General features: G+C 36.0%; 26 protein-coding genes, 1 pseudogene and 1 riboswitch. Of the genes and pseudogenes, 17 read left to right on the top strand and 10 right to left on the bottom strand.

All coding sequences use genetic code 11. From position 1 onward, the window contains the following. Positions 1-93: 93 nt before the first annotated feature. Positions 94-711 (top strand): YrrS family protein, encoded by a 618-nt coding sequence (locus tag ACJ2A9_RS06420; RefSeq protein WP_441420786.1) that lies wholly within the window; start codon positions 94-96, stop codon positions 709-711. A 50-nt stretch (positions 712-761) separates the two neighbouring features. Here ACJ2A9_RS06420 and ACJ2A9_RS06415 read toward each other — a convergent pair whose 3' ends face one another. Both ACJ2A9_RS06415 and ACJ2A9_RS06410 read right to left on the bottom strand, forming a co-directional pair. Continuing rightward, on the bottom strand, positions 762-1,154 hold the full coding sequence (locus ACJ2A9_RS06415) for a hypothetical protein (protein ID WP_441420785.1): 393 nt from the start codon (positions 1,152-1,154) through the stop codon (positions 762-764). A gap of 9 nt (positions 1,155-1,163) precedes the next feature. After that, complete coding sequence (locus ACJ2A9_RS06410; protein ID WP_441420784.1) at positions 1,164-1,373, bottom strand: YrzA family protein; 210 nt, start codon at positions 1,371-1,373, stop codon at positions 1,164-1,166. Positions 1,374-1,550: 177 nt separating this feature from the next. Here ACJ2A9_RS06410 and mtnN point away from each other — a divergent pair, with 177 nt between their 5' ends. From mtnN to ACJ2A9_RS06395, 3 genes are all read left to right on the top strand, one after another. After that, positions 1,551-2,252, top strand: coding sequence for a 5'-methylthioadenosine/S-adenosylhomocysteine nucleosidase (gene mtnN / locus ACJ2A9_RS06405; RefSeq protein ID WP_441420783.1), 702 nt, complete (start codon positions 1,551-1,553; stop codon positions 2,250-2,252). Then, on the top strand, positions 2,245-2,715 hold the full coding sequence (locus tag ACJ2A9_RS06400) for an S-ribosylhomocysteine lyase (protein WP_441420782.1): 471 nt from the start codon (positions 2,245-2,247) through the stop codon (positions 2,713-2,715). Before mtnN ends, ACJ2A9_RS06400 begins: the two co-directional genes overlap by 8 nt. A gap of 177 nt (positions 2,716-2,892) precedes the next feature. After that, on the top strand, positions 2,893-3,123 hold the full coding sequence (locus ACJ2A9_RS06395) for a YrhC family protein (protein ID WP_441420781.1): 231 nt from the start codon (positions 2,893-2,895) through the stop codon (positions 3,121-3,123). Between the two features lie 71 nt (positions 3,124-3,194). Here ACJ2A9_RS06395 and ACJ2A9_RS06390 read toward each other — a convergent pair whose 3' ends face one another. The 3 genes from ACJ2A9_RS06390 to ACJ2A9_RS06380 all read right to left on the bottom strand — a co-directional run bounded on the left by ACJ2A9_RS06390 (position 3,195) and on the right by ACJ2A9_RS06380 (position 5,806). After that, on the bottom strand, positions 3,195-3,770 hold the full coding sequence (locus ACJ2A9_RS06390; RefSeq protein WP_441420780.1) for a YIP1 family protein: 576 nt from the start codon (positions 3,768-3,770) through the stop codon (positions 3,195-3,197). A gap of 107 nt (positions 3,771-3,877) precedes the next feature. Then, complete coding sequence (locus tag ACJ2A9_RS06385; RefSeq protein WP_441420779.1) at positions 3,878-5,527, bottom strand: sodium:solute symporter family transporter; 1,650 nt, start codon at positions 5,525-5,527, stop codon at positions 3,878-3,880. Further along, positions 5,528-5,806, bottom strand: coding sequence for a hypothetical protein (locus tag ACJ2A9_RS06380; protein ID WP_441420778.1), 279 nt, complete (start codon positions 5,804-5,806; stop codon positions 5,528-5,530). Between the two features lie 613 nt (positions 5,807-6,419). On the opposite strand from ACJ2A9_RS06380, the gene ACJ2A9_RS06375 reads away from it, so the two are divergent. Beyond that, complete coding sequence (locus tag ACJ2A9_RS06375) at positions 6,420-7,916, top strand: MDR family MFS transporter (RefSeq protein ID WP_441420777.1); 1,497 nt, start codon at positions 6,420-6,422, stop codon at positions 7,914-7,916. 52 nt (positions 7,917-7,968) lie between these two features. On the opposite strand, the gene ACJ2A9_RS06370 is transcribed toward ACJ2A9_RS06375, so the two are convergent. Next, positions 7,969-8,613 (bottom strand): NUDIX hydrolase, encoded by a 645-nt coding sequence (locus ACJ2A9_RS06370; RefSeq protein WP_441420776.1) that lies wholly within the window; start codon positions 8,611-8,613, stop codon positions 7,969-7,971. A 220-nt stretch (positions 8,614-8,833) separates the two neighbouring features. Between ACJ2A9_RS06370 and trxB the strand changes: the two genes are divergently transcribed. The 3 genes from trxB to ACJ2A9_RS06355 all read left to right on the top strand — a co-directional run bounded on the left by trxB (position 8,834) and on the right by ACJ2A9_RS06355 (position 10,738). Then, on the top strand, positions 8,834-9,784 hold the full coding sequence (trxB, locus tag ACJ2A9_RS06365) for a thioredoxin-disulfide reductase (RefSeq protein WP_441420775.1): 951 nt from the start codon (positions 8,834-8,836) through the stop codon (positions 9,782-9,784). Positions 9,785-9,914: 130 nt separating this feature from the next. Beyond that, positions 9,915-10,196 carry a HesB-like (seleno)protein gene (locus tag ACJ2A9_RS06360; RefSeq protein WP_441420774.1) on the top strand — a complete coding sequence of 94 codons (282 nt, stop codon included), beginning with the start codon at positions 9,915-9,917 and terminating at the stop codon, positions 10,194-10,196. 122 nt (positions 10,197-10,318) lie between these two features. After that, on the top strand, positions 10,319-10,738 hold the full coding sequence (locus ACJ2A9_RS06355) for a universal stress protein (protein WP_441420773.1): 420 nt from the start codon (positions 10,319-10,321) through the stop codon (positions 10,736-10,738). Positions 10,739-10,814: 76 nt separating this feature from the next. On the opposite strand, the gene mgtE is transcribed toward ACJ2A9_RS06355, so the two are convergent. Beyond that, the gene (gene mgtE / locus ACJ2A9_RS06350) at positions 10,815-12,185 is read right to left on the bottom strand and encodes a magnesium transporter (RefSeq protein ID WP_441420772.1); all 1,371 of its coding nucleotides are present in this window, start codon (positions 12,183-12,185) and stop codon (positions 10,815-10,817) included. A 207-nt stretch (positions 12,186-12,392) separates the two neighbouring features. Beyond that, positions 12,393-12,559: riboswitch (M-box (ykoK) riboswitch) on the bottom strand. 162 nt (positions 12,560-12,721) lie between these two features. After that, positions 12,722-12,877 (bottom strand): DUF1540 domain-containing protein, encoded by a 156-nt coding sequence (locus tag ACJ2A9_RS06345; protein ID WP_441420771.1) that lies wholly within the window; start codon positions 12,875-12,877, stop codon positions 12,722-12,724. 247 nt (positions 12,878-13,124) lie between these two features. On the opposite strand from ACJ2A9_RS06345, the gene ACJ2A9_RS06340 reads away from it, so the two are divergent. The 9 genes and pseudogenes from ACJ2A9_RS06340 to ACJ2A9_RS06300 all read left to right on the top strand — a co-directional run bounded on the left by ACJ2A9_RS06340 (position 13,125) and on the right by ACJ2A9_RS06300 (position 20,780). Next, the gene (locus ACJ2A9_RS06340) at positions 13,125-13,286 is read left to right on the top strand and encodes a nitroreductase family protein (RefSeq protein ID WP_441421038.1); all 162 of its coding nucleotides are present in this window, start codon (positions 13,125-13,127) and stop codon (positions 13,284-13,286) included. Positions 13,287-13,875: 589 nt separating this feature from the next. After that, positions 13,876-14,327: pseudogene (locus ACJ2A9_RS06335) on the top strand (ABC transporter ATP-binding protein); the annotation flags it as partial. Positions 14,328-14,349: 22 nt separating this feature from the next. Further along, the gene (locus ACJ2A9_RS06330) at positions 14,350-15,612 is read left to right on the top strand and encodes an MFS transporter (protein WP_441420770.1); all 1,263 of its coding nucleotides are present in this window, start codon (positions 14,350-14,352) and stop codon (positions 15,610-15,612) included. A 99-nt stretch (positions 15,613-15,711) separates the two neighbouring features. After that, complete coding sequence (locus ACJ2A9_RS06325) at positions 15,712-16,293, top strand: nitroreductase family protein (RefSeq protein WP_441420769.1); 582 nt, start codon at positions 15,712-15,714, stop codon at positions 16,291-16,293. Positions 16,294-16,479: 186 nt separating this feature from the next. After that, the gene (locus ACJ2A9_RS06320) at positions 16,480-16,809 is read left to right on the top strand and encodes a DUF2325 domain-containing protein (protein WP_441420768.1); all 330 of its coding nucleotides are present in this window, start codon (positions 16,480-16,482) and stop codon (positions 16,807-16,809) included. A 227-nt stretch (positions 16,810-17,036) separates the two neighbouring features. Next, positions 17,037-17,516 (top strand): flavodoxin, encoded by a 480-nt coding sequence (locus ACJ2A9_RS06315; RefSeq protein WP_441420767.1) that lies wholly within the window; start codon positions 17,037-17,039, stop codon positions 17,514-17,516. A gap of 75 nt (positions 17,517-17,591) precedes the next feature. After that, positions 17,592-18,656: an ABC transporter substrate-binding protein gene (locus ACJ2A9_RS06310; RefSeq protein ID WP_441420766.1), complete on the top strand. Its 1,065-nt coding sequence runs from the start codon at positions 17,592-17,594 to the stop codon at positions 18,654-18,656. Between the two features lie 77 nt (positions 18,657-18,733). Next, on the top strand, positions 18,734-19,750 hold the full coding sequence (locus ACJ2A9_RS06305; protein WP_441420765.1) for a FecCD family ABC transporter permease: 1,017 nt from the start codon (positions 18,734-18,736) through the stop codon (positions 19,748-19,750). Then, entirely contained in the window at positions 19,743-20,780 is a 1,038-nt protein-coding gene (locus ACJ2A9_RS06300; protein ID WP_441420764.1) for a FecCD family ABC transporter permease, read from the top strand. Before ACJ2A9_RS06305 ends, ACJ2A9_RS06300 begins: the two co-directional genes overlap by 8 nt. Before the next feature lie 139 nt (positions 20,781-20,919). On the opposite strand, the gene ACJ2A9_RS06295 is transcribed toward ACJ2A9_RS06300, so the two are convergent. Further along, positions 20,920-21,744: an ABC transporter ATP-binding protein gene (locus tag ACJ2A9_RS06295; protein ID WP_441420763.1), complete on the bottom strand. Its 825-nt coding sequence runs from the start codon at positions 21,742-21,744 to the stop codon at positions 20,920-20,922. Positions 21,745-21,763: 19 nt separating this feature from the next. Then, positions 21,764-22,819, bottom strand: coding sequence for a FecCD family ABC transporter permease (locus ACJ2A9_RS06290; protein WP_441421037.1), 1,056 nt, complete (start codon positions 22,817-22,819; stop codon positions 21,764-21,766). Between the last annotated feature and the right edge of the window lie 3 nt (positions 22,820-22,822).

The following is a 22,822-nucleotide window of genomic DNA, read 5'->3' as shown; positions in this document are numbered from 1 at the left end:
AATGACAAATAGAGACATGAATTACTCTCGAAGGAAAGATAAAAATCAGGTATAATTATTATAGGGTCAGTAAAAAAAGGCAGGGGAAACAGGATGGAAAATTCGCGTATAGAATATCGTAAACGAAAAAAAATGAATAAGGCATTAAATATTTCGATAGCTCTCGTTGTTCTTGTCATTCTCTATGTAGGTGGTAAGTTAATCTTTGGAGGGTCAACGGCTGAAGAAGTGGCTGTAGATGATATTAATCAACAAGAAGAGAATATAGATAACGTCCATGAAGAGGAAGAAGCAGAAGAGACAAATGAGACACTTGAGACTGAGACATCAGTAGATAACGACCATGAAATGAGAGAGGATTCTTTTGAGAATGTTGAAGAGCCTGATAATAATGAAGTAGTTTTTGGTCCTGCAGATGCTGAGATTATTGAAGGACCATGGGAGCCAATAGGTACGGTTCAATCGGAGCCATTTGTTGCAGTCTATGATAAAGAACATCAGAATTGGGTAGAAATGAGACAAGCACTTCAATATGCAACAAGACTTGGTGAAGATATGGTTATTTGGAGGCTTGGTAATGGAGGAAGCCCTCAAAGTGCTGAAGGCATTGTAAGTACGTATGAGAATAGAAATACACCATATAAAGTTAGGCTTGAATGGGTGGAGCACCAAGGTTGGAAGCCGGTCAGTGTAGAAGTCATTCAAAATTAATTTGGAAATATGACGAAATAGAAACGAAAGTCTATGATAGACTTTCGTTTCTATTTCATTTTACTAATTTCATGATCGTTTGATAATTCTCCTGAAGCCTCGAAATCAAAACGCTCAGTTACAACTTCATTGCCATTTATAACTCTAACGATCGCATACCATTGTCCAGCCATAGATATTGGAAGCTCAATGGTATATGTAAAGGGATTCTCTTCTTTCATTGTTCCTTCCATAGGATGATCCATTCCCTCCATATTTAAATATATCGTTACTTTTTCAGCTTCTAAATCATTAGGTAATGTAACGGTAAATAATTCAAATTCCCCTGCTTGTGGCAATTCTGGACTGATCTGTAGTGAAAAGGCAGAAGAGTCATTTTGCTCGTTAGTACATCCTAGCAATACACTGGCAATGATCATAAACAGAACGTATATTTTTTTCATAGCCTCTCCTTATTTTTTCGCTTTAAAATGAACAACGGCACTATAATACTTTTGCGAAGTTGAAGGATCTAACTGGACTTGATGAGAAACATGAAATACTTCTAGAAGGAGAACTTTATTATTTTCAATTTGTTGATTAATTTGTTTTTCTAGATCATTCAGTCTCTTTGCTTCGAAAAATTCAACTTTATCGTCAATTCGCTCTAATTTAAATTCCAATCATATTCACCCTTTCCAATTAACTCACTTACTAATCAACATAAGTGGAATGTTTGACTATATTATAATCATAATTGATTAACAAAGTAAGATATGGTAGTTTAATTTTAAATGGTCAAACAATTCAATACAATTTTTAGATGTTATTTATAAATTTACATAGGAAAGGGTAATGAAATGAGAATTGGAATTATTGGCGCAATGGATGAAGAAGTAGAACTTTTGAAAAGTAAACTTGAGCAGTGTGAAGAGAAAACAATTGCGGGTTGTGAATTTTATAGTGGAATGATGAATGGCCAGGAAGTGATCTTATTAAAATCGGGTATCGGTAAAGTTAATGCCGCGATTGGGACAACATTGTTAATACAATTATATGCTCCAGAATGCATCATAAATACTGGATCTGCTGGCGGGTTTAAGGAAGATCTTAATGTTGGTGATATTGTTATTTCCACAGAAGTTCGCTACAACGATGTCGATGCAACAGTCTTTGGTTATGAATTTGGTCAAGTACCGAGGATGCCAGCCTATTATGAGCCCAACCAAAATTTGATGAGTGTAGCTGAGAAGAGCGCAGAAAAAGTGGGGGTACATTCTGTTAAAGGCTTGATATTGTCGGGAGACTCTTTTATGAGTGATCATGAGCGCGTACTAGATTTAAAAAATCGTTTTGATACACCGTATTGTGCTGAAATGGAAGCAGGAGCAATTGCACAAGTATGTCATCAATTTGGATGTCCATTTGTAATTATCCGTTCACTTTCTGATATTGCAGGATCAGACGCAAAAGTATCTTATGATCAATTTTTAGAAACAGCATCTGTCAACTCTGCCAACTTAGTAATATTAATGATAGAGGAGCTGAAGAACAATGGTTAAAAAAATGAATGTTGAAAGCTTTAATTTGGATCATACGAAAGTAAGTGCACCGTATGTTCGTCTTGTAGGAATAACAACTGGAGAGAAAGGTGATCAAATTTATAAATATGATTTACGCTTCTGCCAGCCGAATAAAGAGCATTTGGAAATGCCTTCATTACATTCTTTGGAACACATGATGGCTGAATTTATCCGTAATCACCTAAATAATGTGATTGATTTGGGGCCAATGGGATGTCAAACTGGATTTTACCTTGCAAAACTAAACCATTCTGAAATCGATGATATTATCGTAGCACTTGAAAAAACATTACAAGATGTACTTGAAGCGACAGAAGTACCGGCATGTAATGAAATACAATGTGGATGGGCAGCGAGTCATAGCCTGGAAGGTGCGCAAGCTGTAGCAAGAAAAATGCTTGAGAAAAAGGATGAGTGGAAGGAAGTATTTCAACAACAATAATAATTTAGAATTGTTGTGATTCAAAGAAGTCATAGATAGAAGATGTTAATCCCCTGTAGTTCTATTTCTATATAGACTGCAGGGTTTTTTTTGGTTTTATAGGTTGGATTTACATCATAGATTGATAGAGGATCAATGGTAAAATGGAGGTGTACAGATTTACGAGGAGGATTCCCAATGAATGAGGATAGAGTTAAACAGTTAACAGAGAAAGTTAATGATTATAAACGGTTTAGTTATATTTTAATAGCATTAAGTGTGTTTCTATTTCTTGGATTGATTATTCCTGCTGAAGGAAATATGGGAAATGACATAACATTAATAGGTGGAAGTCTATTACTTCTAGGTTTTGCTTTTGCTTGTCATCGCATAGCGATGAAATCGAGAGAACAGCTAGAAGAGGAGTAAGCATAGCTTCTACCGTCGAATTTCCTCGGAAATAAACAAAGAGAAGCGAATCAAGGTTCGCTTCTCTTTGTTTATTTTGCCGGTGGTGGTGTAACCATATAAAATACACTGATAAAAAAGATGAATACAAAGACAACAGCTATATAAGCTTTTGTTGTAGAAATTTTTTGGCTTACTTCCAATACTTTTACACAAAAGAGGTACATCCATGCTAGTCCAATGACCAATGTTAAAATACCTAAGGTTGATATTGAGTCACCAGCATTGATATTCATAAAAGCTGGGAGAGCAATGATGAGTGGGATTAATGCAAAAGCGGTTAAACGGTTGAGTATCGCCATATAGCCTGGGCCGCCAGCACCCTTTGCTCCCGCCCATAGCAGCAAAGTAAGACCAAATCGTGTGATATAAAGCATTAATAATCCACCTAGTATGAAAAATCCTGGGACAAGGATATTTCTTAGGAAGTCGGTTTCAAAGCTCATAATAAGTTCACGGTTGTGTAAGATATTTAAATATCCATAAAACAAACCTAATAGAAGTGTAATAAAATGAGACCACTTGTTCCATTTTGGAGATTCTATTATTTCTTTTATAGAATGTTTGTCAAATATAAGTGTGCGTAGAATTGTTGTAATTGATGTCATAATAACCTCCGTATTAACTAGGGTAATAAAAATGGAACAAAGGATCTTAATAGAATATTAGCTCCAGGCACAAGCTATACTGCTAAATGCCTGGAGCTTCATAATTATTATAGATCCCAAGGTAAGATAGACCAAATCATAACTAATGTACAAAGAGCTGTAATAACTGCTGCTCCAAAACTGCTGTTATAACGAGCAGGATTAATATCGCTCCAACCATGAATTCTTTCAACTAACTTATGATCTTCTTCAGTAGTTAATGTAGACTTTAGAGCTGGAATTCGGTTTGTAATATATGATACTACAATTAATAAAATAAAGCTAAGTGGAACAGCAAGCATTGCTCCGGAAATACCCATGCCATCTGTTAGAGCGTGTCCACTAATGACAATTGATGGGAATACAAACGGAGAAACAATGATATAGATTGCCCCAGCGACAACTGATGCTGCAATTGCTCCATATTTGTTCGCTTCTTTCCACCAAACACCCATCATAATGAGTGGTGCATTTGTAACACCAGCTAATCCAAACGCCCATAAAATACTTACAACAAGGAAGTCAGGTGGATTGATTGCGAGCAGGACACTTGCAAGACCCCCACCAGCGATAGCAAAATAACCAAGTTTTACTTTTGCTTTGTTTGATAAATTCGGCTTTAATGTTGCAACAATATCTTGTGAAATTAAAGCACCGATTGCCAGTAAGTTACCGCTTAATGTGGAAAGACCAGCAGAGATCGCTCCAGCAATAACTAGTGCTGTTACCCATTCAGGGTTATAAACTAAGTTTAAAATAATTGTTAATTTATCTGCGTCAGCAGTTGTAATCGCTGTACCTGTTGATTGTGTAAAGTATACGCCTGTGAAACCCATTGCATAAGTTGCTGAGAAAACAAGTCCTAATGCAAAAGCAAACCAAATCATTGCTGAACGTGCACTCTTTAAGCTAGAAGCAGTATAGATACGCATCGCTAAGTGAGGTAAACCTAAAGCTCCGATTGTAAATGCTGGAATAAGAGCAAAGTACCATTTAGTACCATATTGATAATCAAAGAAATTAGGCATTGCTTCTAACATTGCAGGAACCATATCAGCGTAAAATAGTGGTGGGAAGTACCAACCAGAACCACCCATTGCTTTCATAATCGCACCTAATGGAACGATGAACATTAAAGCGATTATGACCATTTGGATTGCGGCATTGTTCGTTGCTCCGCTCATTCCCCCAATAGTTACGTAACCAACAATAATGATACCGCCGGCAATTAGTCCAGTCATATAAGGAATACCTAATAACGTTTCGAATGTTACGGCAATACCAATCATTTGTCCTAATGCATACATAATCGAAACAAGAATCATAAATAATGCTGCAATAATTGAAGCTGATTTCCCGTAACGGTCACGAATAAAGTGTGTTGGTGAGAAAGCCCCCATACGGCGAAGACTTGTACCATAAATGATTGTGATTAACGGAATCGCTAAGATCATTTGAATCCATAGAAGTACGAAAGGTACTTGTAATCTGAGAATTAGACCAGTTACTCCTAAGAAAGTTGCTAAACTCATATAGGTAGATGCCATCGCTAGACCGTTTGTTATTGGTCCAACTCCTCCACCAGCAGCATATAAATCTTCAACTGATTTACTTGCTCTATTTGAAAAGTAACTTACTGCGTAAAATAGTAAAAATGTTAAGACTACAATGATAATCCCGATAATAGGATTAGATAATTGCCATACTTGCTCTTCCATCTATACCGCTCCTTTCCCTTGGTTATCTGATTGTTGTTTGTTGCGTTCGTTTTCTTCCTCAATCGCTACATCTAGGCTGTTACCAATTTTTCCAGCTACAATTGTAAGGAAAAGTACACCAAACCAACCGACAAGGATAGGAACGATATACATAATTGGGAATCCAAATAAGTAACCGTCAATTGGGATAATTGTAAATATAAGTCCCATGTGACCCGAAACTAGAAATAGTAATGACATGATAATGGTAAACCAAACTTCTTTTTTATAAGCGGACATCATCGACACTCCTTTACTACTATTTTGTAAGTGCTTACATTTTTTCTCTAAAAAAATTGTTTTCTTTGCTCGTCAACAATTTCTTTTTGAACCGTCTTTTAACAAAAGAGATCAACGATGTATGGTTCTCTTAGTGAGCGAGCGTTCATTCTGGAACAAAAAAATAAAAAATACTTCAAAAAACTATCTTTGTGATGAATCTAGATGTAAGTACGTAGTTTCTAAGGTGTATGTTCATTCGCGTATGGTTCGACGAATTCGTCCTCCTTTCAACATGAATAAGTATCTCTAGTAAACTACTATAAATAAAATTTACCTCATTTAAACAATTCTTGCAATAGTAAATGTTTAGAAAATTAAAAATATCGGGAAATTTATTAAAAAAAGTCTAATTATAGGTGTTTGACAGGGATTATAGTATTGAAATAATGAAAAACGTATTAATGTAAAATCAAATTATGTGAAAAGATGTCATAATCAAACTAGTTTGTTTAATTTAACCAAATTATAGAGTATGATTATTATTACAGTAATTTATAAAATTTTTTTTGTAGTGTTAGTAATGAAGAAAAGATAATATATTTATTTATAACACCAGTTTGAGGTGGTTAAGATGACAAAAAGACATGCACTATTCATCAACCCAGCTAAAACAAAGCGGCCTTTTGTTCTAATTGCTATAATACTAGCGATATTTATGGCAGCAGTGGAAGCAACAATCGTATCAACGGCTATGCCTGGGATCGTAGCTGATCTTGGCGGATTTTCAATGTTCAGTTGGGTATTTTCAGGTTATTTATTAATGCAAGTCATTATGATTCCTATTTATGGGAAGTTAGCTGACCTGTTTGGTAGAAAACCTGTATTTACATTTGGTATCATCCTTTTTTTGACTGCGTCTATTTTATGTGGTTTAGCAACCTCAATGGAAATGCTGATTATTTCTCGATTTTTGCAAGGTGTTGGAGCAGGTGCTGTTCAACCAATTGCTACTACGATTGTAGGAGATATGTATACGAAAGAAGAAAGAGCAAATATTCAGGGATATTTGGCTAGTATTTGGGGTATTTCTGCTGTTATTGGACCTATTTTGGGTGGGATTTTTGTTGAGTATATTCATTGGTCTTGGGTGTTTTGGATGAATGTGCCCTTTGGCTTGATTGCTTTAGCAGGTGTCTTGTTTTTTCTAAGAGAAGATGTCGATAAGAAAAGACATTCAATTGATTACCTTGGTTCCATCCTGCTATTGATTACTGTAAGTACACTAATGATTGTTTTAATCCAAGGTGGAGTGACATGGTCATGGACATCGACTCCGATTTTATCTTTGCTTTTATTATTCAGTATTAGTTTTATTTTGTTTATTTTTCAAGAAAAACGGGCTCAAGAGCCAGTGATGACCCTTTCAATTTGGAACCATCGACTCATTGCGCTAGCTAATCTTGCTTCTTTAACAACTGGAGCAATTTTACTCGGTGTTTCTAGCTTTCTCCCTACATATGTACAAGGGGTCATGGACCAGCCTGCAATGATAGCCGGGTTTACATTGACGGTCATTTCGATCGGTTGGCCAATATCATCAACAATTGCCGGGAAACTTATTTTGAAGATAGGTTATCGGAAAACGGCTCTAATTGGTGGCGTTGCTCTTGTAATTGGTTCTGCTTTTTATGTCAGTTTACAATGGATAAGCCATCCTGTATGGGCAGGGATTGGATCTTTTTTTATCGGTGTAGGAATGGGTTTTTCGACTACGACCTTTATTGTCTCTATACAAAGCAGTGTCGACTGGAAAACAAGAGGAGTGGCAACAGCCTCAAATATGTTTATGAGACAGCTTGGGGGTGCAATTGGTGTTGCATTACTTGGGGGAATCTTAAATAGTCGACTGAATGGCTATTTAGAACGGTATAAGCAAGAACTAACCATCCCTTTAGATCTAGATGCTGTTAATATTCTTCTTGATCCAAAAGGGAGGCTTTCTGATCGAGAATTAGACTTGCTTCAACAAGGGCTAACCTACTCACTGAATGGAGTTTATATCGGGGTTTTTGTGTTAGCACTAGTTAGTTTGCTGATTATTTTCTTTTTACCGCAACAAGATAATTAAAAAATTACGAATATAAGGTGGCTTAAAAATCATAATTGATTTGGCTGCCTTTTTATATTTTTTTATTCGTTTTTATAAGCTCCAGAAAATGTTGTAAAATTCTTGCTGTCAGACCCCAGATGACATAGTCCTCATAGAAATAAAAGCACTCTGTATATTTTTTTGTGCGCCATTTGTAATTCTTACCATTATTGATCAGGTGGTAAGGAAATCCTTCTTCTGGTTTTACCTCTAAATCAATTGTAAAGCATTCAGGCTCCGTTTCTAATAGGTAGCTTAATGGCACATAGAAGATTTCTTCTACTTCATTACGATTGAGTTTGTTTTTTTCATGTTGCTTAATAAACCCAACAAAGGGGTAAATAACATAGTCAAATGAGGTTCTCATATAATCAAGTTCGGCAATTATTTCTACTTGTTCAGGATTGATGCCTAATTCTTCACATGTTTCCCTAATGGCTGTCTGTTTTTCATTGTCATCTCCACTTTCGATTTTGCCACCTGGAAAACAAATTTCCCCAGGCTGACTTCTTAATTTTGTAGAGCGCAGTTCAAACAGAATGTGGATTTCGTTATTAATTTCAACTAATGGCAACAATACTGCAGAGTTTACAAGTTTCTCATGACCCAAGATTCCTCTAGTTCTATTTTGTAATTGAAGTTTTATTGATTCTACAGAATGTTGATTTCGATTCATGGTATCACCTAACCTCTATGTATTAAAGCTTATGTAATAAAGTTTACTTTAAATTGGGCAAAAATTGAAGGATATGAATTTGTAGAGATTTGCATAACTGTGTAAACGATTTATAAAAAGCTTTAATAATGCTGAGGATTTTGTAAAAACTACAAAGAGTTAACAAAAAATTAGATGGGTAAAATGAACAGGAATTTATTGAACAGAGGAGGAAAAAGTGATGGTACATAAAGCAGTTATTCTTGGAACTGGACCTGCTGGGTATACAGCAGCAATATATTTGGCACGAGCAAATATGAAGCCGATTGTAATAGAAGGACCTGAACCTGGTGGACAATTGACGTTAACGACCGAGGTTGAAAATTTCCCGGGATTTCCTGAAGGAATAATGGGGCCAGAATTAATGGCAAGTATGCGTAAACAGGCAGAACGATTCGGTGCTGAATTTAAACGGGGCTGGGTGACGAGTGTTGATTTTGGAAAACCCCCTTATAAAATAACTGTTGAAGGTATCGGTGAAATAGAAAGTGAATCTATCATTATTTCAACAGGGGCATCTGCAAAGTTATTGGGCATTCCTGGAGAAAAAGAGAATATAGGTCGGGGTGTGAGTACATGTGCTACTTGTGATGGTTTCTTTTTTAGAGGCAAAAAGGTTATCATTATTGGTGGAGGAGATTCTGCAATGGAGGAGGCAAACTTCTTAACTAAGTTTGCTGAAGAAGTACGTGTAGTTCATCGGCGACATGAACTAAGAGCATCTAAGATCATGCAAGAGCGAGCCAAAGCAAATGAGAAAATTTCCTGGAGTTTAAATAAAACACCTGTTGAAGTGCTTGCAAAAGAAAATAAAGTGACTGGTCTTAAAGTAAAAGACAATGAAACAGGTACTGAAGAAGTTATTGAAACAGATGGTATATTTGTTGCCATCGGTCATAAACCGAATACCGACTTTTTAGCAGGAAAAATTGAAACAGATGAAACAGGGTATATTATTGTTAAGCCTGGAACAAGTGAAACAAACGTACCTGGCGTGTTTGCAAGTGGTGATGTACAAGACCATAAGTACCGTCAAGCCATTACAGCAGCAGGTTCTGGCTGTATGGCAGCTTTAGATTGTGAGCGTTTCTTAGAAGGAAGTGCATCACATGATTGGAGTCAGAGTTTATAAGTAGTTTAAAGTTAAAAGTTGAAAGTTAAGGGTTAAGGATGAGCGTATTTATTGACTTGCTTGCAAATTTTGTTGAAAATGAGAGAAGACACATGAGTGATTTATGTGAACAATGATAGGGGGAAAGATAATGAACATTACTGATAGTGCGAAATCATTTATTGAAGAAGTGCTAAAGCAAAACAATGCGAATGGTATTCGTGTTGTATTTAACGGAATGGGCTGAGGTGGTCCAAAATTAGGGTTGGTTCTGGATGAACCACAGGAAAATGATATTATTGAAGAAATTAATGGTATTCGAGTTGCCTTTGAGGAAGCGATTTATTCGCAAACAAAAGAGCTAACACTTGAAATGGAAGAAACACCTGAAGGAAAAGGGTTAGTAATGTTAGGACAAAGTGAATGCTGTTAGGAGAATCAAACGAGCGAAGTGTTTAATTAACATGAGCTCGTTTTTTTAATGAAAAAATAATACCCGTAATTTTACAGTATGATACCATAAGAGTATAAAGATTGATTAGGGGATGTTGAATGATGTTTAATAAAATAATGCTGGCAGCAGACGGGTCTGCACACTCGATAAGAGCAGCAGAAAAAGCAATAGAATTGGCAAAAGCAAGTGTAAATACTCAAGTAACTGTTGTATATATCGTGGATGGTTCTACTTCTAAAGCAGATGTGTTAAGAAGTTGGGATGCACTTGGAATTGCTGGACAAAGAAAGCAAAAGCTCGCAGCAATTGAGCGTCAGGCCAAAGAAGCTAAAATAAATTATGAAGTTAAAATTTTACGTGGAGAACCAGGCCCAACAATAGTGAAATATGCTAATGAAAATGAATTTGATCTTGTTGTTATTGGAAGTCGAGGATTAAACACATTACAGGAGATGGTGCTAGGCAGCGTGAGTCATAAAGTTGCCAAAAGAGTTCATTGCCCCGTAATGATTGTAAAATAAAAGAGATAAAAACAATAAAAGTCTCAAACGAGAACCCCTATATATTTATTAAGAGGTTTTACGTTTGAGACTTTTATTAGTGTTGAGGGATATATTGTAATAATGCAGTAGCGATTGAAAAATAGATTAAGAGACCAAGAATGTCATTAATAGTTGTAATAAAAGGACCGGAAGCAACTGCCGGGTCTATTTTTAATTTATTAATGAGTAAAGGAATGGTCGCCCCTACCATTGTAGCAATACTTAATGTTAAAAATAATGAAACGCCAACAATCCCCGCTAACATAAAGCTTCCATGCATGATTGGAACAATGATAAATAACGTTATCGCGCACATTATTCCTAGCATAATACCAGTGCCGAACTCACGCTTAAGCATTTTTCCAAAGGATGAGCGATCAACCGTTCCTACTGCTAAACCACGAACGACAACAGCTAGCGCTTGTGTTCCTGTATTTCCTGCAGAGTCCATAATTAATGGGATGAACACAGCAAGTAGAATGTAAGCCTCTAATGTTTCCTCAAATTGTCCAATAACTTCTGCTGTAATCAGTCCTAAAAACATAAGCATAATAATCCAAGGAGCACGTTTTTTTGCAGCTGTAAAAGAGGAAATAGTCGTATCTAAAGAACCTCTAGCTGCTGAGATTTCACCAAAATCTTCTTCAGTTTCCTCCTCAACAACATCCATTACATCGTCTACTGTAATAATACCAACTAGTTTGCCATTTACAGTGATGACGGGTGCAGCAAGGAAATCGTATTTTCTAATCATCTTTGTAACTTCTTCTTGGTCATCGGTCACTGAGACTGAAACGACACGGGTACTCATGATATTTTTAATAATTTCTGTTGATGGGGCAATAATTAAATCACGGATGGAAACGACCCCAACCAGTACATGTTCCATATCGATGACATATAAATAATAAATTGTCTCTGCATCTGGACCTTCTTCTCTTAGCTGTTCAATTACGTCTGACGCTGTATCTGTAGCCTTAATAGCAATAAATTCTTTTGTCATAATGGCACCGGCAGTGCCAGGTGAATAAGCCAGTAATTCTTTCACACTTGCTGCATCTTTCGTATCCATTGCGCTAAGAATTTTTTCTGCTTTTATATTTTTTATTTCTCCTAAAAAAGCGGCAACGTCATCAGCATACATGTTATTAAACATTTCAGCTGCGTATGTTTCCTCTAATTCTAATACGCACTGTTTTTGTTCGTTTACTTCAAGACCTTGGAAGATCTCTGCAAACTCTGAAGGTGTAATATATTGATAAATATAAGTTCGCTCTCTCATACCCAAGGAAAGAAAGATTTCTTTCTGATCGGTTGGATGGAGTTCTAAAAAAGTTTCACGAAAGAGCTGTCCGTCTTGGTTATATAATGCTTGCAGGACATTGTTTGTATATTCTTCCCGTGTTTGATCATTAAGCCTTACCATAGTAATTCCTCCTCATGAGGAATCCGATTTTAATCTAGATGATTTGAAAAGGATCCCTGTACAAATTTTGTTAGAATCTTTTTTAGGTTTTATCGAATCCGATTCAGGACTAGTATCCATTTCAAATCACCTCCTTATCGTAATAAAAAAAACACCTTCATCAAATGAAGGTGTTTTTTGCGCATGACAAAAAAACATTTTCGCTACCACTAACCTCCATTCGTAGAGCTTTAGCACTGTGCGGCATAGGATTACATCCAGCTACATTAAGAACCACCTTATGTCGATAGTTCCTGTTGACCCATTGGCGTCTTTGGACATTTTTGGGCAGCAGCGTATCTCCAGCACAGGAGCCTCACCTAACGAGGTATTTAATTCACAATGATGACTTTATCACGAAGGAAAATGGATTGTCAACCGGTAATGAATTTACAATCTTTAATAAAATGAGGAATTTCATGAATAAAAACGATAATTATTCTCAATACTAAAAAAGAAAAAAAGGCAACTACGCAACAGTTGCCTTTTTAACAAAATTACAAGCCAGGATCAAATGTTTTACAGTCTGTTTCTTCTTGTTTATTAGCCTTTTTCCCAGTATGGCTAACTACATAGATTGAATCAGCTGAACACTTGTTTCCGTTTGCCCAAAACTTACAGTTGTTTACTTCGCATAATACATCTTGTGCCATTTGATATCCCTCCCTTCAAACTTTATTATTGACGGTAATGGCAATTGCATACCTATGAAAAAATACTTTTTATAGGAAGAAAAAGTAATTACTGTAGGTGTTGACGTTGAAAATCATTATCATTTATAATATTAAATGATAATGATAATTAATATCACTTATGTGTAATAAAGACCCTATATAAAAAATAAGATCTTCCACTATCCAATTTTAATGGGTCTTAACCAATAAAGGTAAGGAATTTGCCATAGAAGATCTTATTCTAGAACTTTTAAATGATGCTATCTGGGCTCCGAACCATGGTTTAAGAGAGCCTTGGAGATTTGTTGTGTTTCAAGGAGAAGGGAAAAAGAAATTTGCTGATGCTGTTATTCATGAGTCTTTTTCAAGAGAACAGAGAGAGAGATAGGGAGATCAAAAGTATGAATACTAAAAAAAGTGTTAACAATTGTAGACCTGTAATGTTATGAATGAGAGGAGGGAAACCTCTTTTTTTGTCGTTGCATTAATAAAATTGGCTACTCTTAATATTGGAATAAAATCTTTAATATTCTAGGATTGAATTTACTTTAACTTTGACCAATACTTTCCTATTTATTAGCCTGCTCTAGTTCTCAAAAATAGGAGAGTTTAATGTTATTATAGTAAAGTGTGGTATTTTTATAAATCAAGAGAAAAAAATAAATAAGCAGTTCATAGATTACATAGTTGTGAACGATTGTCTTTGGCCACCAGACAATGCTTCCGGACTGCTAAGATCATACTTAACGGCAATAATACCAATATCCACGACAATAGAATTACCGCATCTTCAAAACTTCGGCCCCAAATACTCCCTGTTAACTATGCCAACGCCGCATTTACATCTACTGGGAACTTAACCATAAAGTATTGAATTCCCGCATTACAATTGCTCCAAGGGTAGATTATAAAGTCAAGTTGGATATTTTGAATTTAGGTGACGAGGTTGCTGAGGGGTTGGGAGAAAACGTAGAGCTTTGGTAGAGTGGGCGCTTTCATCTACAAGAATGCAGGAATTTGCTGATCGCCCATTGGAAGGGCTTGGATTGCGATGGCTTTGGAGCAAGGCACGGAATTACTATTATTTGATGAGCCTACAACATACTTAGACCTTGCTCATCAAATTGAGGTATTGGAATTGTTAAGGGAGTTAAACCGTGAGTTTGGCAGAACGGTTGTCATGGTTTTACATGATTTAAATCAAGCTGCCCGTTATGCAGACTATTTAATTAGTATATTTAAAGGAAATATTTATGCAGAGGGAAATCTGAAAGAGATTTTCACAGAGTCCTTTATTCACGATGTCTTTGGATTTCAAGCCCGTGTAATCCAAGATCCTGTCGAAAACACTCCGATGTGTGTGCCAATCGGTATATGCGGCTGTAATGGAAGTTGTGAATGGAAAAAAGGGCTCAGTTCAGTTTTATAATTTGCTCAATGGAGATGGTTAAATGGCACAGCCAAAGTTTATAACTGCAATCCAAGAAAACCGAAGTCTTGCCTTCCATTATAAAAATTATAACTGGTTTCTTGCTGGGAGTTTTCTTTCGAGAACAGGAGAATGGTTTGATCGAGTAGCATTAAATTGGTTTGTGTTTACGATGACAGACTCTGCGCTTTATATTGGCTTAGTGGAATTTTGTCGACTCTTTCCGATTCTCCTTTTTAGTTTTTTTGGAGGTATGGCAGCTGATATATGGGATCGACGAAAGGTTTTACTTGCTACCCAAATAGGATCAATGGTTTCGACATTTGCCCTTGCTTTTGTCCTACTTCAAGGTGTCGATTCTTTTTTTCCTATAGCAGTCGTAATACTAATAAGGGGTGTTTTCCTTTCATTTGAAATCCCTACACGTAACGCTCTAGTCGCTAATCTTATACCAAAGCATGCTCTGACTAGTGGTCTCTCATTTTATAGTGCAACATTAAATACTTCACGAATTATCGGGCCTGCGATTGCTGGTATTTTGTTGGGATTTTGGGCAGCTCCATCTCTTATTTTAATAAACGGTGTGAGTTTCCTGGCGGTTATTCTTACATTATTTTATATAAGACCCGAAAATAATCAATTTTATGAACAAGAAAAAATAGTACGTAAAGAAAATAGCCAAATTAGATTTGTAGAAAGTTTTAAAGAAATGACTGATTATTTAAAGAATCATCCTTTAGTCTTAGGAATCGTAATTTTAGGAATTGTTCCGATGGTCTTTGGCTTTTCTTATATTACATTAATGCCAGTTTTTGCTAAGGAAATCCTTCATGCAGGTTCTCAAGAATTCGGTATGCTACTTTCGGCTGCTGCCATTGGTGCTGTTCTTTGTTCTTTCACATTAGGTTGGGGGAAATATCCACTGCGTAAAGGTGAATTGCTTTTTATTTGTATCCTGGCTTTTGGTATAGGATTAATGTTATTTTCGATGTCTCATAGCTTCGTTCTCTCAATGTTATTGATGTTTATCGTTGGAATCGTAAGTCAGGGGTATAGGGTAATCCATAGGGTAATGATTCAGGAAATTGTCCCGGATCATTTACGGGGACGTATACTTAGTATTGTTACGATGGATGCTGGCTTTTTGCCACTTGGAAGTTTACTGATTGGTTTTCTAGCACAACATTTTGGTGCTGTACCAGCTTTATTTATCATGGGGTTTGTGTGTGTGTTGACTACAGTTATAGTTGTGTTAAAAAACCGGAAGATACTCTTCCTTCAATAATATTAAAAGAACAATCAAATGGTTTGACTGTTTGCGAAAATTAAATAAAGGATAGATAAATAAAATCGTTTAATATAATAGAAGAAAGGTGGTTTTTACATGGATGTTTTTGAGGCAATACGTCAAAGAAGAAGTATCGGAAAGGTGAAACCGGATCCTATTGAGAAGGAAAAGATTGAAAAATTGCTTGAAGCTGCTACATGGGCTCCGAATCATTTTCATACAGAACCGTGGAAATTCTTTGTCTTAACTGGTGAGGGTAGACGTCCATTAGGCCGGACATTAGCTGCAATTGCAAAAGAGAGTATGGATGATCCATCGACAACAGAAAATCAAGCGAAGTTAAAGAAAGCCGAAGAAAAGCCGTTTCGAGCACCTGTTGTTATTGCAGTAGCTGTAATACCATCTGATAATCCGAAAGTCATCAATATTGAAGAAGTAGGAGCAGTAAACGCTGCAATTCAGAATATGCTATTAGCTGCACATGCACTTGGACTTGGTGCTATTTGGCGTACTGGAAAGCCCACCTATCATTCGAAAATGAAACAATTATTTGGATTAAGAGAGCAGGATGAGGTCCTAGGGTTTATTTATCTTGGTTATCCAGACATGTCGCCATTGAAAGGAAAGAGAGTTTCTTTTACAGAAAAGACAAAGTGGATCGAAGTAGATACTATATGATATTTCTAAGAAAAAGATATTAATATTAAAAGTAGAGAGGACTAATGTTAAACATTGGTTCTTTTTTGTAATCATATAGAATTAGAAAAAAAACATTGACAATGATAATCGTTTTCAATTAATCTTTAGATAGACAAAGTTAGACGAATACTAACATTTAAAAACGTTTAGAAAGGAATGAGTAAGGTGGCTTCATTACTAGTAGTCGGGGCGGATCATTTAGGAAAAATTCCTAGTAAGTTAGAAACTATTGGATTTCAGGAAGTTATACACATAACCGGAAGAAAGGTTCAGCAAGTTAAAAGAGAGATACCTGTTCAAGTAGATTTAGTATTAGTGCTAACAGATTATATCAATCATAACTTAACATCGGTATTAAAGAAAAAAGCAACGGATCAAGGCATTCCGATATGCTATGCGAAAAGATCATGGTGTTCGATTTATAAAGCAATAGATAACTGTTATCAGGAAGATTGCAATTTTCGTCAATCATGTATGAAATTTAAAGAATGTTAGATTGAGCTAACAATTGGGGTGCAGTTCATTTTCGTGGCTTTTTTATTGTACAGCTAAAAATGTACGTAATTTATATCCATTCCTAAATCATGATGGAGAAATTTATTTTTTTGCCATTGACAATGAGAATCATTTTCATATACAATCGATATTGATAATCGATATCACTTTGATGCGTTTATAAAGTTTTTAAGTAATATCAATTAAACAAATAAGGAGTGTTTTTTATGAAAAATGTATTGTTAGTATATACCAGTATGAGTGGTAATACTGAAGAAATGGCAGATTTAATTAAAAAAGGTATTGAGTCAGAGGGTGTTCAAGTCGAAGTAAAGGAAGTAATGGATGTAGATGCTATTATTTTAGAAAACTATGAAGCTATTATTTTAGAAAACTATGAAGCTATTGTTTTAGGTGCTTATACATGGGGAGAAGGAGCACTCCCTGACGATTTTATAGATTTTTATGATGACTTGGAGGATCTTGACTTATCGGGTAAAATTTTTGCAGTATTTGGTTCAGGGGATACTTCTTATGAGTACTTTTGCGGCGCTGTTGACTTATTAGAGGAAAGGGTTAAAGAACAAAGTGGAAGCGTAGTATTAGAAGGTTTAAAAGTAGAGCTCAACCCGGAAGGTGAAGATCGAGATTATTGTATTACATTCGGAGTGAATTTCGCAAAAGCAGTTAAAGGGGTTACAGCATAACGAAAAAGATTTAGATTTATTATATTACATTCTTTATTTTTTAATAAACTAGCTATAAAGAAAGAGGGTTAATTTATGTTTGCAATTACATACTTATTTGATAGAAAATATGTATTTTCATTCTTAGTCATTATTTTATCTTTCGTTACTCTTTTAGTTGGATGTGGAAATCAATCAAAGGAAGAGGCTCCTAAAGATAATCAAGGTACAGAACAAGTAGAAGAAACAGAAACAAACGAAGAGGAACAAGCAGCAGAATCAGAAAATGTTCGTGAAATTAGTCATGCCATGGGAACAACGACTATTGAAGGAACTCCTGAGAGAATTGTTTCATTATATCAAGGTGCTACAGATGTGGCTATTGCTTTAGGGGTAACACCAGTAGGTATTGTTGAATCTTGGGTACAACAACCCGTATATGAATACTTAAGAGATGATTTAGGAGATGTTCAACAGGTTGGTTTAGAAACACAGCCAAACATAGAAGAAATTGCTAAACTTAAACCAGACTTAATCATAGCTTCCGAATTGCGTCACGAAAAAGTCTATGATCAACTTTCTGAAATTGCACCAACTGTTACCCATGAGACGGTCTTTAAATTTAAAGAAACAGTTGACTTGATGGGGAAAGCAATGAATAAAGAGGAAGAAGCAAATCAACTTCTATCAGATTGGGAGAATCGTGTAGAAGATTTTAAAGGGAAAATTACTGACAAGTTAGGAGACCAATGGCCGATTGAGGTATCTGTCCTTAACTTTAGAACAGACCATGCACGTATTTATGTTACTGGATTCGCAGGAGATATTTTAAGTGAGCTTGGGTTTGTTCGGCCTGAATCTCAGCAAAAAGCAGCCGAAGAAGGGAATGTAGTTCTAAAGTTAACAACCAAGGAAAGTATTCCTTCGATGAATGCAGATGTTTTCTTCATTTTTAATGCTGATGGTCACAATGCAGACGCAGATGCCATTCAAAAGACTTATGACGAATGGACAAATCATCCGTTATGGAAAAACCTTGATGCTGTTAAAAACGGCAAAACTTACATGATTGATGAGGTTGCATGGAATATGGCGGGTGGTTATATTGGTGCGAACGATATGTTAGATCAAATCTATGATCACTTCGAATTAGAAAAATAGTTGATTATTAGTTTAGGTAGGAGGGGGAATTTTCCCTCCTGCTTTTTATATAAAAACATTTTGAAAAGAGTGAGATTATGCAACCTTTATTTCCTAGAACCTCACTAAAGATTCTTGGACTTTTGATTGGCCTTTGTATTTTGTTTATTTCTTTTGTAATGAGTATTGTCTTTGGTCAAACGCCAACATCAATGAAAACCGCAATTAATGCTTTTGTTAATTTTGATGAATCCTCAACAGAACATATTATTGTTACGACGACTCGTCTTTCGAGAGCAGTCATTGCTTCCGTAATAGGGGCAAGTCTTGCTATAGCTGGTGCACTTATGCAGGCTTTAACTAGGAATCCTCTTGCTTCTCCAAGTATTTTTGGAATAAATGCAGGTGCGTTATTTTTTGTAGTAACTGCTACAGTTTTTTTCTCTTTTAATTCTCTCATTCATTTGATGTGGATCGCATTTTTAGGAGCAGGTCTTGCTGCAATTATGGTTTTTTTACTAGGTTCTCTTGGAAGGGATGGTTTATCTCCAATTAAGATTGTATTAGCGGGGGCAGCATTAACTGCCTTATTTAGTTCTTTTACTCAAGGATTGCTTGTGATAGATGAACAGAGCTTAGAAGGGGTATTATTTTGGATAGGAGGATCAGTTGCAGGAAGAACATTGGATATGTTGGTTCCTGTTTTACCCTTCATGTTAGGGGCAGGTATTTTGTCCTTTCTACTAGGAAACTCCATAAACATTTTAACTACCGGAGAAGATATTGCAAAGGGATTAGGACAAAAAACTATTTTAGTTAAAATTCTAATGGGAATGGTTATCGTATTTTTGGCTGGTGGATCGGTAGCAGTTGGAGGTTCAATTGGGTTTATAGGTTTAATTGTACCTCATATCGTTCGTGGGATAGTTGGTATTGATTACCGGTGGATTATTCCTTACTGTGCAATTTTTGGTGCTAGTTTGTTACTGCTAGCTGATGTATCAGCTAGATTTGTAATTATGCCTGAAGAAATGCCAATAGGTGTGATGACAGCAATGGTTGGTGCACCATTTTTTATTTATATTGCACGGAGGGGGTTTAGAAATAATGAGTAAACATATTACGGTACGGAATCGATCAGGTACGATTTCACTCTTGGTTGATAAAAAAGCTGTTTCTGTAATCGCGTTACTTTTTTGTAGTTCTTTATTGTTATTTGTTATAGGTTTATCAGTAGGGAGTACGATGATAAATCCTTTATTAACCATTCAACATTTACTGGGGATGGGGGATGGAGAACATTCATTTGTTCTTGAAACTCTTAGACTTCCCAGAATGATTCTTTCTTTTCTTGCAGGCATTTGTCTAGGTGTTTCTGGTCTTATTTTGCAAGGAGTAGTTCGAAATCCTTTAGCATCCCCTGATATTATAGGAATTACTGGCGGTGGTGCAGTTGCAGCAGTTTTATTTATTACTTATTTTTCAGAATATAGTATTAAGTTTCTTCCATTTGTAGCCATTATAGGTGCAGGAGTTGTTTCGCTTTTTATATACGTTTTGGCTTGGAAAAAGGGAGTTACACCGATAAGACTTGTTCTCATTGGCATTGGAGTTCAAGCTGCAATGGGAGCTCTTGTAACAATGTTAATGGTACTTAGCCCTACATATTCTACTAGTGAAGCCTATATTTGGTTGACTGGTAGTGTTTACGGGGCAAATTGGACTAATGTTTATTCTTTGCTACCATGGGTGTTAATCTTTGTCCCACTAACATTAATATTATCTCGAAAAGTTAATTTACAGGAATTAGGTGATGATCTGGGACTTGGCTTAGGATCTAAAGTTCAATTCACTCGATTTGGATTAATTTGTATCAGTGTGTCTTTGGCTGGTGCTGCTGTTGCATTTGCCGGAGGAATAGGTTTTGTAGGGTTAATTGCACCTCATATTGCAAGGAAACTCGTCGGAAGATCATTTGGAAGCTTAGTACCAGTGACATCATTAGTAGGTGGAATAATTGTTGTATTGGCAGATATAGTTGCACGAACAGCCTTTTTACCATTAGATTTGCCTGCAGGAGTTTTTGTATCTGGTATGGGTGCACCATTTTTTATTTATTTATTATATAAAAATCGTAACATATAATAGTTAAAATTTTGGAATGAAGTGCTTAGTCTCATCAAATTAATAAAATACTTTTCTAGTAAGTAGATGAATTGTTCGAAACTATAGTTTAAGTTAAAAAGCGCTAGGTATTATCCTAGCGCTTTTTATCAATTATTATTTATACTTTCACTAACAGTTTAGAATGTTTAATTAATTTTCGACCTTTTCCGTATGGAATGCACAATGGTGTTCCAAAAATAGGATCACTAGTGACTTGACATTCCATTTTAAATACATCTCTTACCAGCTCCCGTGTAATCACTTCTTCCGGTTTTCCTTGGTCATGTATTTTTTTATCTTGGACGGCAACAATATGATGAGCATAACGACAAGCTAAATTTATATCGTGAAGAACCATGACGATTGTACGTTTCTCCTTTTCATTTAACTCAAACAATAAATCGAGAATCTCAATCTGGTGTGTCATATCTAAATAAGTTGTTGGCTCATCTAAAAGAATAGTATCTGTATCTTGAGCAAGTGTCATTGCGATCCATGCTCGTTGTCGTTGTCCTCCAGAAAGAGAATCAACCTGTCTTTCTGCTAGGTCAGTCAATTGTGTCGCCTTTAATGCCTCGTAGACCTTATGCTCATCTTCTTCAGACCATTGCTTTAACCAGCTTTGATATGGGTAACGACCTTGCTTAACCAGCTGCAAAACAGATAATCCTTCTGGAGCTTCCGGACCTTGAGGAAGAATGGCTAATTGCTTTGCAATTTCCTTCGTTTGCATGGTGTGAATGGAATTACCATCAAGAATAATCGAACCAGTTTTTGGCTTTAATAATCTTGCAAGTGATCGTAGTAACGTTGATTTACCACAACCATTACCGCCGATAAATACAGTGATCTCCCCTTTAGGAATTTGTAAGTCAAGATCCTTAATGATAACCGATTCACCATAGCCTAATGTTAACGATTTTGTTACAAGTCCATCCCTCATCATGTGAATCTCCTCTCTGTTATAAGTTTCTATTTTTATATAATAAATAAATGAAATAAGGAGCACCGATAGCTGCAGTAAATACGCCAGCAGGTATTTCTGTTGGACCTAGTAAAAGTCTTCCTATCAGATCGGCCACAATAACTAATATTGCCCCAACTAGTGCGGAAACTGGTATTAATGCCCCAAAAGAAGAACCAACTAGTCTTCTAGAAATATGTGGAGCGATTAAACCAACAAAACTTATACCGCCAGCAAAAGCGACACTTCCGGCAGCAAAACCAGTACTTATTAATAAAAGGACGATTCGATAACGTTCCACTACACTTCCAACACTCGTTGCAATCGAATCACCTAACTCTTGAACATTCAATTGTCTAATTACTAAAGTAAGTACGATAAGTAAACCGATAGTCCATGGGAATAAAATCGAGACATTTTGCCAGCTAGCACCATAGATCGATCCTGTAATCCAAATATTTGCTTGGCTTGCTCGATAGATCGGTCCTAATATCATTAGTAAAGTTGTTATTGCTTGTGTTAGTGCAAATAATCCAATTCCAATTAAAACAATCCGAATTGGAGAAGCACCGTCTTTCCATGCTAGTAGATATATAAGTACCGCAATGACCGTTGCACCCATAAAGGCTGCTAAAGGTAACCATTTAATACTTACGGTTAACGCATTATTCTGATCGCTAAAAATCGCTAAAAAAGCAACGACTGCAACGGTTGCTCCACCAGTAATACCGATAATATCTGGGGAGGCTAAGGGATTACGAACAATTCCTTGTAATATGGCACCAGATATTGCGAGTCCTATACCAACTAGAATTGCAGTAATTATTCTCGGCAATCGAAACGAATTAACAACTAAATTTTCCATATCAGATGCTAAACCAAACCATGCCTTTACTACATTTATTGGACTGATGTTCATATCACCAAGTCCAGCACTTAGTAGTGCTAACAAAAATGTTATTCCAAACAGTAAAAAGGTGATTAACAAGCTTTTACGGTCAATTAAAAAGGAAACTTTTTCTTTCCAAAGACGCAATGAAATATACTTTTTCAGTCT

This window comes from Anaerobacillus sp. MEB173 (assembly GCF_052119505.1).
Classification (GTDB): domain Bacteria; phylum Bacillota; class Bacilli; order Bacillales; family JBJMAU01; genus JBJMAU01.
Note: the sequence above shows the minus strand (reverse complement) of the source record. Positions and strands in the feature narration are given on the sequence as shown.